This is a genomic window from Candidatus Krumholzibacteriota bacterium (genome assembly GCA_016932415.1).
Taxonomy (GTDB): Bacteria; Krumholzibacteriota; Krumholzibacteriia; order Krumholzibacteriales; family Krumholzibacteriaceae; genus Krumholzibacterium.
In genome coordinates this window covers 49,664-64,682 of sequence record JAFGCX010000036.1, presented here as the reverse complement: position 1 = coordinate 64,682, position 15,019 = coordinate 49,664, and the positions used below count along the sequence as shown (strand labels likewise).

Here is a 15,019-nt window from a genome sequence, read left to right as displayed (position 1 = left end):
TTCTCCTTTCTAATCGATTTCGGCGACTTCATGAACCTTTACTTTTACGGCGTTATTGATCAGATCATCCGACTTCAACCCGTCAACCGGAAAGACCGACCACCCGATCCTCACTCTACCCGCTACTCCGTCATCGATGATCCGCAATCCTCCTTTACTTCCCGGTATGAAGAAAAGCGGATCGTCCTGGGAGTTTCCGTTGAGTGTCATAGCCAGTGCCGTATTCCGATCGACAGGCCACAGGAAGAGACCCCTGTCGTTGATATTCCCCTGTACCGGATAGATATCCGGTTGTATTGTCATCAGATCGGTAAGATCGAACCAGCATTCATCTGTTTCCTTGTACATATAGTAGACCACCGGATGATATCCCCTTGAGATACTTTCATCGATCTGTGAACGTGCCGCGTTTATCGATCTTACAGCTTCACCGGTCTTCCGGTCGGCTGGGATCGTCATGCTGATCGTGCTGCCGTCGCTTTCAAGATCCTCAAAACGCAGGCTTCCTCCATGTCTGGAAATGATCCTCCTGGCTATATACAATCCCAGGCCGCGCACGGGGCTTCTTTTCCCGTACCCGTCTATATTTTCACGGTTCAACTCGAGTATTACCTCTTCAGGTATTCCAGGACCTGTATCGATCATCCTTATCTCGGCATAACCCGGTCGATCGATAAGCCCGCAATCGAAACGTTCGTTATCCTTTTCTACCGACCTGACCCTGATGCTGACAGATCCGCCCGAGGGAACGTATTTAAGTGAATTCGAAAGGAGATTCTGAATGACCTGTTCGATCATCATCGGGTCGAAGACCAAAGTTTTCACCTTCTCCTCTACATCTATCGAGAAACTGATACCCTTCTTTTCCATTGAGGATAAGAATATCCTGCTTGCTTCTTCGAGAAAACTCTTCGTATCGGTCAGGACTGCTTCGACCGGGTGATCATTCAACCTGATCGATGATGAATCTACAAGCCCGTTTACCAGCAGATTAAGCCGGTCGATAGTACGGATCGCTGTCTGGATGAACCGGTCTTCAGTTTTGATTTCCTTCTCTTCCCTGTCACGGCCGGGATATCTGCCTGACTGGCTGTCAGCGATTATCTTCAAGGAGTTTCTCAGAGCCGCCATCGGCGTTCTCAATTCATGAGCAGTGACTGCCAGTATTTCCTCTCTTTCGAGTTCTTCTCTCTTATGCCCTGATATATCCCGGACCAGCAGAAGCCCTCCGACATCCTTTGACAGTTCGCGCAAATGGATCATATCGACTGATAGGCATCTGTCGCTTGATTCCGTGGCGCACAGTTCCCTGCTCTTGATATCGGCGCCTATAAGTTCGAACTCATTCCAGATACCGCTGAAATGAAATAGAGTCTTGTCATCCAGCGATCTGATCGATTCAGCCGGTTCGTCGCCAAGATCGAACAATGACGCGAATTCGCTGTTTGAACTGAGAATAAATCCATTGTGGGATATCAACGCGCAAGGGATAGTCAGTTCGCGGACAAGTTTGTCGAGGATGCCAAGCTGTCCTCCAAGTCTGTAGACGACAGGCCTTCGGGAATCCTCCCTGTCAGCCATATCCCTGAAGTACTCGATATCTTCCCTTACGAAAGCGTCATCTCTTATGCTGCCTAAGAAAAGAGTACCGGCGACATGTAGGTCTGACATCACGGGAACAAGGAAATAACTCTTTATCTTCGATTCTCCCACCAGATAAGCGATATTATTGTCATTACTTTTAAGATATATCTTTTCGAGGCATTCTCCGTTGTCCGTCAAACCGTTGGAGAACATCTGATGACTCTTGATCAGTTTTGCCTTGATTTCAGGGATCCTTGCGGACAATTCTCTGCTGGCAAGAAGGATATGCAGGTATGGATCTTTCCCACCGCTGTAATAAGCGCAGAATTCAGCACCTGTTCTGTCCATCATCTCTAACAGTATCTTCTTCATGACATCGCCGTCATCGACGCCCTGAAGTAGCTTTATTTTCATCTCTTCGCCTGGATGACTCGTATTATCTGAAAAGACCATGACCTTACCTGCAGATAAAACCCACTGTCAGCGTACCTATTCACTTGTGAATAAGGCAACTAACATGCCATAGAGGTATAAATAGGTCGAAGTGGAACAACAGGCCTGGCGAAATAATCCTTTTTACCGTCTATCTTATTATTTGATAATATGATAATTGTTACAAAATGGCTTCCTCGACAAGATCCGAGGAAATTTACACTGTCACGCGGCGATCGCCTGCCAGTCAGGTTGACAGAATTCTAACCATTAAGAGATTATTTCCGGCATTCAGAGAATTTTTTTCAGGGTCAGGTCCGATTGCTGCCGTATCCGGCGGGATATTTTTTTCTCCAAATATCAGCGTCTTCAATGATCTTATCGATTTCCGGATATCTTTTTTTCCACCCGAGTATTTCTTCCGCTTTTTCCGATGAGGCGACAAGGATCGCCGGATCGCCCGGTCTTCTCCCTCCCATCTTGAAAGGCACATCTTTTCCCGTGACCCTTGAAGCAGCGTTTATCACTTCGAGGACAGAAAACCCTCTTCCGTTACCCAGATTAAGGACTCCGGAATATCCTTCTACCAGCTTACCGAGCCCGAGAATATGAGCTGAAGCGAGATCCTTCACGTGAATGTAATCCCTGACGCATGTCCCGTCCGGAGTGGGGTAGTCATTACCAAAAACTGTCAGTTCGCCACGCCGACCGTACGCTGCATCGAGGACAAGAGGTATCAGATGCGTTTCCGGATCGTGGTCTTCTCCATGCAGCTCTGAAGCTCCTGCAGCATTGAAATATCTGAGTGACAGGGAATCGAGTCCCCACCCGAGGCGACAGTCATCAAGCAGCTTTTCAATCGCAAGTTTTGTGTTTCCATAAGTATTTACCGGGAGAAGACGGGATTCTTCCGTTATCCTGGAGACTTCAGGTTCACCGTAGACCGCGGCGGTCGACGAAAAAAGAAAGTGTCTTGTACCAGCATCCTTCATTGCCGATAGAAGGGATACCGCTCCGCACATATTATTATTCCAGTATTTCAGCGGATCGACCACTGATTCTCCGACCTGGGAAAAGGCCGCGAAATGACAGACAGCTTCGACCCCCTCCTTGAGGACCGAATGGACTGCTTCCGTATCAAGCAGATCGATCCTGTGAAACATGATTCGTTTATCGACAGCTTCGGCATGGCCGGTCGAAAGGTTATCGATGACTATGACCTCATGCCCCTCCTCGATCAGATATTCAGACACGATACTTCCGATATATCCAGCTCCTCCGGTTACCAGGATCTTCATCTAATCCTCCCGTCTGAATTTCGACAGGTACTCGCCGAGGTACCTGCCAGTCAAAGAACCCTTTGATTTTACGACAAGATCGACAGTTCCAGTGGCTACGATATTTCCTCCTTCTTCTCCCCCTCCGGGACCCATGTCGATAATATGGTCGGACCATAATATAAGATCCATGTTATGTTCTATTACTATGACAGAATGCCCCGCGTCGACAAGTTCGTCAAGGATTCGAAGTAACCTGGCTATATCACTGACATGGAGCCCTGTCGTCGGTTCATCCATTATGTACAGATTGTTCAATCCTTTTGATTCGGTCAGTTCCCTGGCGATCTTTATCCTCTGCGCCTCTCCCCCGGAAAGAGTGTTTGAAGGCTGGCCCAGTTTAAGGTACCCCAATCCGGTTTTTGAGAGGACCCAGAGCTTCTCTCCGAGATGGGGAAGCTCATCAAAGAACATGATAGCTTCATCGACCGTCATATCAAGGACATCACTGATATTCTTACCTTTGTACTCCACTTCGAGGGTATCCCTGTTATACCTGCGTCCCTCACACACCTCACACGGGACAAAAACGTCTGCCATGAAATGCATCTCTACTCTTCTATATCCCATACCCTGGCATTTTGAACATCGTCCACCCGTCTTGTTGAAACTGAATCTTCCCGGCTGATAACCTCGTAAAATCGATTTTCTCTGCGTCGCGAACAGTTCCCTGATATGGGAGAACCCTTTGATATAAGTCACCGGATTAGATCTTGGAGAGGACCCTATCGGTGACTGGTCTACAAGAAGTACTCTGTCTATCTTTCCGGAAAGTTCGAGTCTCTGGCGAGAATTGGAATGAGGCCTGCCCGATCTGGCGGAGAGAAGCCTGTACAGCACATCGACTATAAGCGTGCTTTTTCCGGAGCCTGAAACACCTGTAACAGCGACAAGGTTGCCAAGGGGAATATTGACTTGCAGATCCTTAAGATTGTGCATAGATATTCCGCTCAGCCCGATCTCTCCCCTGCTTTTTCTCCTGTCACCCGCTTTTTTCACCGGCCGTTCGACGTCATCGATGTTGAACAGATACTCCAGGGTCTTCGATTCTCCATGAGGAGTTTTCGCTGCTTCTGATATCGGACCGTTGAAAAGGACCCTGCCTCCTTCCCTACCAGGTCCGGGACCCAGGTCCACAAGATGGTCCGAGGCCATTATGATATCCGGATCATGTTCAACAACCAGGACGGTGTTTCCAAGATCTCTCAATTTTACCATCACATTGATCAATTTCTCATTATCGGCAGCATGCATCCCGACTGACGGTTCATCGAGGACATATAGCGTGTCGACCAGGTTGGCTCCCAGTGAATTTGCAAGATTTATCCTCTGCGCTTCGCCACCCGACAGTGTCTTCGTCAACCTGTCCAGAGAAAGGTATCCAAGCCCCACGTCTATCATAAACCCGAGCCTTGAATTCAGTTCGTAGACAATATCTTTCGACACTTCCTTTTCCAGCGGCGTAAATTCATGCCCGTTCAACACTGACAGGATCTTCGAAGGGATCAATGCCGCCAGATCACTTATTTTCCGCCCGCTGAACCGGACAAAACCCGCTTCTTTTCTGAGCCTGCTACCATGGCATGAACGGCACCTGCTTAATCCCATATATCTTCTGGTAAAGAACCTGTGACCTTTTTTGTAATTTTTCTCCTTCATTCTTTCCAGAAAAGGGATGACTCCTGAAAAAGCTTTCCCTCCATCGATGATCATGGATCTCGATTCATCTGAAAGGTCCCTCCAGGGAATATCTGTAGGAATATCGTTATCGAGACAAAATCCCATCATCTTGTTATGAAAGTGATCGAATCTCTCCCGGCTCCATGGGTCGACAGCTCTTTCCCTGAGTGATTTTTTATCGTCGGGGATTATAAGTTCTTCAGAAAAATCCATCTTATCCCCGAACCCTTTGCATTCTGGACATGCTCCATAAGGGCTGTTGAATGAAAACAGGATCGGGGTCAACTGTTCGAAATTCTTTCCGCATTCAGAGCAGGATGGAGCGGAACTGAATCTTCTGGTCCCATCCCCTTCCGCTTCGGCCACCTCTATTACACCATCATTCTCGCGGTATGCCGTCTCTATAGCCTCCGATATCCTTGTCCTGTTAGTCTCTGAAGCAACAAGCCTGTCGAGAAGAAGATCGGCCTTCCTTCCGTCGCAATGCAGCGGATCGATCTCTTCTATCCTGAAAAGTTCGCCACCAAGATACAACCTTGTAAATCCTCTTGAAGAAAGATAGGCGATCCTCGATTTCCACTTTGATGCGTCGATCATTTCACCGGGAACAAGGAGAAATATCCTTTTTCCATGAAAAGCACTCACGATCTCTCCGGCAGCTTCAGATGGCGACCATCTCCTGACCTCTAAACCGCATTCCGGGCAGACGGTCCTGCCGATCCTCGCGAAAAGAAGCCTGAGGTAATCATATATCTCTGTCGCGGTACCGACAGTCGACCTCGAACTGGTTACTGTGTTTCTCTGGCGGATAGCGATTGTGGGGCTAATTCCGGAGATCGAGTCCAGATCAGGCCTGTCGAGTTTCTCGATGAACTGGCGCGCATAGGTTGACAGAGATTCGATATATCGCCTCTGTCCCTCCGCATATATCGTATCGAATGCAAGAGAGGATTTCCCGGAACCTGAAACGCCCGTTATCGCGATGATCTTCCTGTGCGGAAGTTCAAGATCGATATTGTTCAGATTATGCTGCCGGGCTCCAGTTATAATGATCTTCTTCATGATCGGCTTTTACCCTCTGATAAATACAAACTTGGATTGTAACATCAATTGCCAATTTTTTCAATATCGTATATATTCGCTCACATGAACAATGAATCCCGTACTGCCAGAGAGATCGAAGCGCTTCGTTCCACCCTCCGCAAACTGAGAGGCGACGGAGGATGTCCGTGGGACAGGGAACAATCTCTCGATGATATCATCTCGTATCTTATCGATGAAGCTTATGAATTGCTTCACGCTGAAAAATCAGGTGATCCTGATCTTCTCGAAGAAGAATTCGGAGATGTGATATTTCTGATGATATTCATCCATGAACTGATCCTTGAGAAAAGAGAGATACCACTCGATGAAGTTATCTCCAGGGTCCATAAAAAGATCATTTCCAGGCATCCACACGTATTCGGATCAAGCAGCGCCTCCGATTGTGGAGAAAGTATCGCTGAGTGGGAAAGAATAAAAAGAAACGAGAAAAATAATAAAGGAGATTTTCCCCTTCTATCTGATATACCACCGGATCTTCCTCCGGTAAGAAAAGCTTTCTCAATACAGAAGAAGGCCGCTGGTATCGGATTCGACTGGCCGGATCACGGCGGTGTCATAGAAAAGCTTCATGAGGAGATCGAAGAACTTCAACTGGCGATAGAATCCGGTGATAAGAAGATGATAAAGGATGAGATCGGGGATATTTTCTTCACCACTGTCAATCTCGCGCGAAAACTCAACATCGATTCGGAAAGCGCTATTGCCGGATCTTCAGAGAAATTCATCAGAAGATTCACTGCTATGGAAAAGAGAGCGAAGGAAAATGGGCTTTCATTCGAATCAATGACACTGGAAGAACTGGAAGCGATCTGGCAAAAGTCAAAATAGAACTGCCGCGGACCTTATCAGCTCCGCGGCAGTTCCCCTTGATCGGCAGTTTCCCGCCCGTGTCCAGGCCAGGATCCTAATTCAACCTGTGGAACTCGATCCTTCTGTTTTCAGCCCTTCCCGCGGCGGTCTTGTTCGACGAGACAGGATCAGCTTCGCCGTAACCCTTCGCCAGCACCCTGTCTGCCATTATGCCTGAATTAATAAGATAATGCTTAACCGATTCCGCCCGTTTCTCCGAGAGCCGTAGATTTGTCTCCCAGCTTCCGACGCTGTCCGTATATCCCCGGACCTCGACCTTGACCTCCGGATATGCCATCAGAGATTTGACGACCTGGTCAAGAACCGCGTACGAATCGGGGGTCAGTGAAGCAGAACCGCTTTCAAAATTTACTCCTCGTAGAATGAATTTTGCCTCAATAGGACGTTCATCCGGACATCCATCCTCATCCATATAGCCATTAAATGTTTCCGTCTCCATCGGACACTGATCGTTTACGTCGAGTATCCCGTCGAGATCGTTATCAAGATCGGGACATCCATCCTCGTCCTGGAATCCATCAAGGTCCTCAGGTTTTAACGGACACTTGTCCTGATCATCGGCTACACCATCATTATCTGAATCCTGTATGATATCGGGACATCCATCGCTGTCCTCAAAACCATCGAAATCTTCCGGTTCGCTTGGACACCTGTCTTCTATGTCAGGGATCCCGTCACCGTCGTTATCGAGATCGGGACATCCATCCTCATCTTCGAATCCATCGAAATCCTCAGCCAGATCGGGACATTGATCGACCTGGTCCTGGATACCATCGGCATCGTTATCAAGGTCGGGACATCCGTCATCATCCTCGAAACCGTCGAAATCCTCAGGCTGATCGGCACATTTGTCGACTTTATCCTCTATTCCGTCCTTGTCGCTATCCTGCGCAAGAACGAACCCGCCGACTGAGAAACCGAGATAGGCCATCCAGTCAGGTGGATCGGATATCGGCCAGTTGTCCTCTGAATTGAGATTGATATCTATTCCCGCCAGGATACCGGCACCCTTGGGAGTGACGTATGATATTCCCGGAGTGATCGTATAGATATTCTTGTTAGTGTATATTGCGCCATACCCATCTTCATAGTCCGCCTTGAGGAATTCATCCCACGAGAATTCAACGAATAATCTCGTGTCTTTCAGAATGAACTCGACACCGGTCCCGAACTGGAAGAGATCGTTGAAATTATCGGAAGCTCCCTCGGGGACGGCTGGATATGCCGGAGGGTAGAATCCACTGATATTGGGATTATCGGTATTTAATATTCCATACCCGTTCGCTTCATTCCTGTTGAACTGATAGCCGAGGTTGATGTGCAGTTTGGTTGGGACAAAGCTCTCAATATCGGTCAGATCCAGAGTAAAAAGGCCTTTTATCCCGAAATCTATCTCATCGGTCGTAAAATTCCTTTCCTTGTTTCCTGTCGGGAAATTCACCGCGGCGAGCAGACCCATCCTGAATCTATCGGTCGGCATCGGCATGCAAAGTTTCCCAAGAAGCTTTGTGTCTCCAAGCCCTCCTCGGTAGAGCGTCTCGAACGATGAATTTGAAAATTCATCCGGGACGACCATGATCCAGTTTCGCACATCAAGTGACGCGGCCAGTTCGACATAGTCGCTAAGCCCCAGAGTCAGAACTGCTTTTGACACGAAGAAATTATAATTGACTTCGGGATCTGTTCCAGTGGCGCTGTAATAATAGCTCCCCGGAGTCGGCATCAGGGTCACTCCATACCTTCTGTAGTATGACGAACCGAAGCTGAAGACGAGCTTACCCTTTCCAACCGTACCGGCTTCATGCACCTTAAGAAGCCCGGCTGTTCCATCCCACGATGCCTGAGCATTTACCACTCCGGCAAAAAATGTTACAATTGCCAGAATCAGAAACAAACGCAAAACTGTCCTCATTATCGACCTCCTGAACGATTTACGAACGGACCTTTCGAGAATATCAGGCTACTCATCCTGTTGATTATCGGCCGCTTCTCCAGCAGCATCTTCATGTTCTTTATTTGATGCCGTATCTTCTTTTGTTTCTTTGGTCTTACCTTCCTCCATATCTAATTCGGATCCTTCGTCCGGACGGTTACTTTCATCTACATAATTCATCCTCAGATCGAGAAGAATATTTTCTATCATCTTCTTTTCACTGTCTTTAAGATTACCTTCCGTTTTCTTCTGGATCATGCCTATCATGTCTATTGTTATTTTTGCCTGTTGCAAATCCCTTTCCACTTTTCCACTTATCGGATTCATAAGCTTGCCAAGCTGTTGCAGGGCGAGTGCCTGGAACATCGCCAGAAGTTGATGAAACAGGAATTCGTCAACCGAATTTCCATCATTATCGGTCATATTTTCAGTATCACTCAATTCGATCCCCCCTTTCGTCATCTGACTATAGATTTTAAAAATTTAAAGTGTCAATAAAAATCATTCTAAAAAAAGGCCGGATCACCTGGTGGTCCGGCCTTTCGATTGATCAACTATAATGATTGTCTAGTCCACGCCGCGCTCGGACGCGAACCATATCATTTTCGCTTCTTCCTCTGTCGATGCATTAATATACCCATGCGGCTGGCTCGCGATATAGTATATGCTGTCGCCTTCTTTTAATTCGTATCTTTCATTATCTATCATGAATATGACGTTTCCTTTAAGTACAAGCGACGATTCATCGCAATTATGCTCATGGAGACTGAACTCCGTCTTTTCCGACGGCGCAAGGGTGATCAGCTGGGCATTGATCTTCCCGCTTGGGATGGAATTGGTCAGCATCTCAACAACACCCTCGGCCCTGCCAAGAGTCATTTTCTGCCTGTCCTCAAGAGAAACAAAGGATACGTCTTCGAGTTCCTCATCTTCGATAAAATAGGCCGGATCCTTCCCCAGGGCATTGGCGATCCGCAAAAGGGCCCCGATAGTCGGAGATGTCTTTCCTCTTTCGATTTCTGAAATATGTGTAGCCGAGATATTGGCTTTTGCCTCGACATTCTTCAAAGTCATATGCATCTGTTCCCTGATCTTCTTGATCCTGCGTCCTATTTCTTCCTTCGTGATCATCTATTCAACTCCTTTGAACGTCACCGGATATATTTACAGGCTGTAAGGGGGCATCGTCACCCATATAGCTCGACACTTCGCGTCACCGATATTTCTCATCGCGTGAGGTTTATTCGCCTTATAGTGAATACTGTCTCCCTCTTTAAGAATAAACCTCTCATCACCGATAATGATCTCCATCACGCCTTTCGTCACCAGAGCGAATTCTTCGCCATCATGAGTACTTGTCTCCTCTGGCCTGGCTATCCCGGGGTCCAGTTCGACTTCAAGGAAAGAGATCACCGGATTGGGAAGGTCCTGTGTCAGGGAGTGATAGGTCGCGCCCCAGTCGATAAACTGCATTTTTTTTCTTTTACTTTTATTGACGACTGATACCTTTCGAAGGTTTTTTTTCTCCACAAAATAGGCCACATCAGTCCCCATCGCCTTCGCGATCTTGGAAAGGGCACCCACAGTAGGAGATGTCATGCCGCGTTCGATCTCTGATACGTGAGTTGCGGAGACCTCGGCTTTTAATTCTATATCCTTAAGCGTCAGACCTTTTGCCAGTCTGAAATTCTTTATACGCGAACCTATTTCATTCTTGCGTTCCATCCAGACCATCCCTGTTTTTTTAATCAACCATATGCAAACAAGTAAGTTACTATGGCAATTCTTTGATGTGCATCGAAATTCGACTTAATATAATGAATTAAAACTGAAAATACAAACTTTATGAAAAATATATATTAAAATATCGTTCCATTTCAGCACTTATCTCTTAAAGTTCTTCTTATTAGGGGAAAATTACTCTAATTGAACAGAATTAATAAGAAATAGAACAATTCGATATATCTGACGACTTGTTGATCGCTTAGGGTCAGTAACATCTAGACCCAGGAAGACCAATAAGTTATATTCGAAGGCGTATCGGTGAAAAACACACCCGGAGAGTCCCAGGATGACAGAGGAATTAAAAGATCGAGATGCCCCCAAGATCCTTGTGATCAGGTTCAGCTCGCTTGGCGACCTGATCCTTCTTGACCCTATGCTTAAAGAGATCAAAAGAGGGTATCCACGCGCGAGGATAGATCTCGTCACGAAGAGGGAATATTCCATCCTTTTTGCCCCGTCACCGGCGATAACCGATATCCATCTCCTTGAAGGACCTGGACTGGGAAACCTCTATTCCCTTTTCAGACGGTTAAGGAATGAAAAATACGATATCATCGTAGATGCCCATAACGTGATACGAAGCATCATTCTCTCGTTTTTCCTGCTGGCAGGGAAAAAGGTAAGAATAAAAAAACACCACGCGAAAAAGGTCCTCCTCATCAAAGGCAAACAGAATCTTTACTCATCGTCAATTCATATAAAGGATCAATATCTCGACCTTGCAAAGGAACTCGGGATCGATCTTTCGGGGAAGGAACACTTTCTTTCTCTTCCGGACGAGGCGATCAGGATATCTGATGATTTGATTGAAGCTTCAACAGTATCAGGGACGATTCCCGTTGCGATAGCTCCAGGCGCAAGATGGGATACGAAAAGGTGGCCCGTCGAGTATTTTTCCGAACTCGCCTCAAGACTCGATGGGAAAGGGTATGGAATCATACTTATCGGAGACGGGTCGGAATCGCCACTGTGCGGCAGGATCGCGCGATCCATAGGCAAAGTCCTTGATTCCTCCGGACGGCTCAGTGTCCTTGAGACAGCGGCACTGCTGAAGCGATGCGCTCTTCTGGTAACAAATGATTCCGCGCCTCTCCATCTGGCGGAAAGCGTGGGTACTCCCGTGGTGGCACTTTTCGGCCCTACGGTAAAGGAATTCGGATTCTACCCCCGAATGGAAAAAAGCAGGGCACTCGAGACAGATCTTGATTGCAGGCCCTGTTCGAGAAATGGTTCTGTGATATGTAAATTCGGGACGATCGAATGCCTGCGAAAGATCCAGGTGGAAGAAGTCTTTGTCGCGGCGATCGACGTGATCGAAGGATCCCGGGTCGGCGGAAAAGAAAAGGAAATAGGCTCGTGAAGACGATCCTGGCCATCTATAATGCCTTTCTCCCCCTTGCCCTGGCGCTGTCCAGGCCTGTCGCTCTGTTCAACAATAAAACCGCCAGAACGATAGAGGCAAGAAAGGGTATCAAAAAACGCTGGCTTGAAAAATCGGCCAAAGTTGACAGGAAAAGGCCCTTGATCTGGATCCACGTCTCATCTGTCGGAGAGTTCCTTCAAATAAGGCCGATCCTCGATATTCTTGAATCAGGGCCCGAACCGGCCTGCCAGGTCGCCCTGACTTTTTATTCTCCATCGGGATATGAGTATTATAACAAATCTGACCGGGCGGCAAAGAACAGGTCTATAATATTCACCGATTACCTCCCGTTCGATACTTTGGGTAACGCCATGTTCTGTCTCGACCTGCTCCGTCCCGATCTTGTCATCTATGTCAAATATGATCTATGGCCAAATCTGGTCGCTGAATCATCACGAAGGAAAATACCACAACTCCTCCTTTCGGTGGATTTTGCCTCACGCGAAAAAAACCTGTCTGGAATCAGGGGCATGCTTTACCGCGGGCTTTTTTCGATGATGAAGGCGATCACCTCGGTATCATCCACCGACGCGGTACTTTTGAAGGCACGCCTGGGGTCTGACGTAAAGATCGTAACTACAGGCGACATAAGATTCGATCAGGTAGTATCGAGGATAGAAAACTCAAAAGTATCCCTTCCGGAATTTCTGACTGTGCCGAGAAGCAGATACATCATAGCGGGAAGCACCTGGCCGAAGGATGAGGAACTCGTCATTTCTGCTTTCAGTAGACTTTTAGATGAATTTGACGATATCAGGCTTATCATAGCTCCCCACGAGACTGATGAGACAAGGTTGAAAGAAGTAGAAGAGACGCTGGAAAGGCAAGCTGTCAGTCATCAGCGATTATCGGGATCGATTCCGGATGCTGAACCTCTGGCCAGAGCGATAATCGTCGATGGACTGGGATTCCTCGCTGAACTCTATGGCGCCGGAGTCATAGCCTACGTGGGGGGAAGTTGGACGACAGGCGTCCACAATATTCTGGAACCGGCTGTCTGGGGATTACCTGTCTTCTTTGGGCCGAGGATCGGAAATGCCTGGGAAGCGGGCCGTCTGATAGAACTCGGAGCAGCTTTCATCGTAACCGATACTGACGATCTTTCCAGCCGGATCGCCAGCATGCTCCGGGAACCTGATCGTATGGAAGAAGCCGGGAAGAGGGCGGAGACTTATATCAGGAATAATACCGGGGCTTCCTCCAGATGCTCGGAGCTGATCAGAGGATTCATCCAGGACAGATAAAGACGGGTAAAATGACCCTGATCGAGCCCATACTTCCGCGACTCCTCGCGGGTGACTATTCCATAGCTATTTTCCCGTTGTTGACGAGGACTTTTATCAGACCTTGTTTCTTTTTACTCTGAGGATAATAGATCACCATATCGGAATATCCATTCTCGTCAAGATCCAGGCAAAGCAGTTCGCCGAATGCCGGTACGTCCAGTTTCAAAACCGGTTTTCCCGAGAAGATCCTATCCTTGTCCCCTGAAACACCGAGGAATATCGACAACTCATCTTCTCCCGTACCGAATACAAAATCTATTTTCCTGTCACCGTTGAAATCCCCCCTGAGGCTTACCGCCTGGACATCGGTTTCTCCCGAAAAATCTATCTTGAATTTTACTTCTTTTGAAAAATCGGGCCGGTCCGAATACCGGCCGTCTTCATGAAGAAGAAAGATATTGAAATTTATAGGTACGGATTTTGTCAGGAGAAACCTGACTATTGAGGCTATACTGATTTTAATCGAAGGAAGGATCATATCAAGCTGTCCATCTCCGTTGACATCGCGGACAATAGTCCTTTCGGACGCGGTCCCTTCCGATATGATCACCTGGTCCGGCTTTTCCGAAAACCCATTCGCGCCGCCGTAAAATATGTTTATGGCGCAACGAAAATTGGATAATCCCCTTGAGGACTGCTTTGTAACGATGGCGTCGGCATAACCGTCATTGTTCAGATCCTGGATCACTGTTTCCGCGAACGCGGTATCCTCGATCTTTTCTTTCTGGGTCCTTACATCGAACATGACATCGGCAAATGGATCTCGCGAAAAAGATCCGGCCCCGTCCTGAAGATAGGTGATTATCCGGTCTCCTTTAATCGCTATGAGATCTTTAGTCCCATCCGAGTTATAATCGATTATCCTCGTTACCGGAAAACTAAAACTCGCTATCAGGCCGGGAATCAGTTGTTCGTCATCGACGATCCTTCCAGCTGTCATATAGGTCGTCAGTTCCACCGACAATTCGTTTTTTCGTTCGTACCTGTGCAATGAATCGGGAGTGAATATCGATAATCCGCCAAACTGAAAGATTCCTATCTCCTCTATCCCGTCGTCATTCCAGTCCCTGATAAAATCAATAAGGGGAATGTTTCTTTTTGAAGGGAACAGAGTCAATCCTTCCGAATCGAACAGTTTTTGAGGATCGGTGCTGAATATCCTCTCCTCCATCGCGTAAAAAAATACACCTTCCCTTGTAAGAAAACAGATCTCCTTACTGAGATCTCCCTGGACATCTCCGATATCCATTATCACCGCGAGTGTATCGATCTCCCAGGACTGATCCGCTGCCGTGGAAAAATCACCACCCTCGCGCTGCCAGAATATCGATATCCATCGTGTCTCTTCCGGCTGCAATCCTTTTCTATGAACGATAAGGATATCCTTCAATCCATCATGGTCCAGATCGATCGCTTCCAGGTCAAGCAGCTTGTCTGCGACACTCAACGTCGAGATGCTGAACGCTTCGCTCTCCTGAGCGCTGGCTGGACAGTCTGACCACGACAGGATAAAGATGAACAACAGAACCGGAATAAAAACCACATTGGGATCTTTCATGACGGTTGATCTTATGATTGACATGTC

Annotated in this window: 11 protein-coding genes; 3 read left to right on the top strand and 8 right to left on the bottom strand. The window is 47.4% G+C overall.

The window, feature by feature from the left end; all coding sequences use genetic code 11:
* Window positions 1-9: 9 nt before the first annotated feature.
* The 3 genes from JW814_12275 to uvrA all read right to left on the bottom strand — a co-directional run bounded on the left by JW814_12275 (window position 10) and on the right by uvrA (window position 6,095).
* Window positions 10-1,998 carry a GAF domain-containing sensor histidine kinase gene (locus JW814_12275; protein MBN2072223.1) on the bottom strand — a complete coding sequence of 663 codons (1,989 nt, stop codon included), beginning with the start codon at window positions 1,996-1,998 and terminating at the stop codon, window positions 10-12.
* A 329-nt stretch (window positions 1,999-2,327) separates the two neighbouring features.
* Window positions 2,328-3,314 (bottom strand): UDP-glucose 4-epimerase GalE, encoded by a 987-nt coding sequence (galE, locus tag JW814_12270; GenBank protein MBN2072222.1) that lies wholly within the window; start codon window positions 3,312-3,314, stop codon window positions 2,328-2,330.
* Window positions 3,315-6,095 (bottom strand): excinuclease ABC subunit UvrA, encoded by a 2,781-nt coding sequence (gene uvrA / locus JW814_12265; GenBank protein ID MBN2072221.1) that lies wholly within the window; start codon window positions 6,093-6,095, stop codon window positions 3,315-3,317.
* Between the two features lie 48 nt (window positions 6,096-6,143).
* Between uvrA and mazG the strand changes: the two genes are divergently transcribed.
* Window positions 6,144-6,965, top strand: a complete 822-nt coding sequence (gene mazG, locus JW814_12260) for a nucleoside triphosphate pyrophosphohydrolase (protein MBN2072220.1) — start codon at window positions 6,144-6,146, stop codon at window positions 6,963-6,965.
* A gap of 76 nt (window positions 6,966-7,041) precedes the next feature.
* Here mazG and JW814_12255 read toward each other — a convergent pair whose 3' ends face one another.
* The 4 genes from JW814_12255 to JW814_12240 form a co-directional block, all read right to left on the bottom strand.
* Entirely contained in the window at window positions 7,042-8,919 is a 1,878-nt protein-coding gene (locus tag JW814_12255; protein MBN2072219.1) for an OmpA family protein, read from the bottom strand.
* 48 nt (window positions 8,920-8,967) lie between these two features.
* The gene (locus tag JW814_12250; GenBank protein MBN2072218.1) at window positions 8,968-9,381 is read right to left on the bottom strand and encodes a DUF1844 domain-containing protein; all 414 of its coding nucleotides are present in this window, start codon (window positions 9,379-9,381) and stop codon (window positions 8,968-8,970) included.
* 126 nt (window positions 9,382-9,507) lie between these two features.
* Window positions 9,508-10,071, bottom strand: a complete 564-nt coding sequence (locus tag JW814_12245; protein ID MBN2072217.1) for a helix-turn-helix transcriptional regulator — start codon at window positions 10,069-10,071, stop codon at window positions 9,508-9,510.
* A 33-nt stretch (window positions 10,072-10,104) separates the two neighbouring features.
* Window positions 10,105-10,665 (bottom strand): helix-turn-helix transcriptional regulator, encoded by a 561-nt coding sequence (locus tag JW814_12240; protein ID MBN2072216.1) that lies wholly within the window; start codon window positions 10,663-10,665, stop codon window positions 10,105-10,107.
* 346 nt (window positions 10,666-11,011) lie between these two features.
* On the opposite strand from JW814_12240, the gene JW814_12235 reads away from it, so the two are divergent.
* Both JW814_12235 and JW814_12230 read left to right on the top strand, forming a co-directional pair.
* Window positions 11,012-12,085: a glycosyltransferase family 9 protein gene (locus tag JW814_12235; GenBank protein ID MBN2072215.1), complete on the top strand. Its 1,074-nt coding sequence runs from the start codon at window positions 11,012-11,014 to the stop codon at window positions 12,083-12,085.
* Entirely contained in the window at window positions 12,082-13,392 is a 1,311-nt protein-coding gene (locus JW814_12230; GenBank protein ID MBN2072214.1) for a hypothetical protein, read from the top strand. Before JW814_12235 ends, JW814_12230 begins: the two co-directional genes overlap by 4 nt.
* Before the next feature lie 55 nt (window positions 13,393-13,447).
* Here the strand turns inward: JW814_12230 and JW814_12225 are convergent, their stop codons facing one another.
* Window positions 13,448-15,016, bottom strand: coding sequence for a VCBS repeat-containing protein (locus JW814_12225; protein ID MBN2072213.1), 1,569 nt, complete (start codon window positions 15,014-15,016; stop codon window positions 13,448-13,450).
* Between the last annotated feature and the right edge of the window lie 3 nt (window positions 15,017-15,019).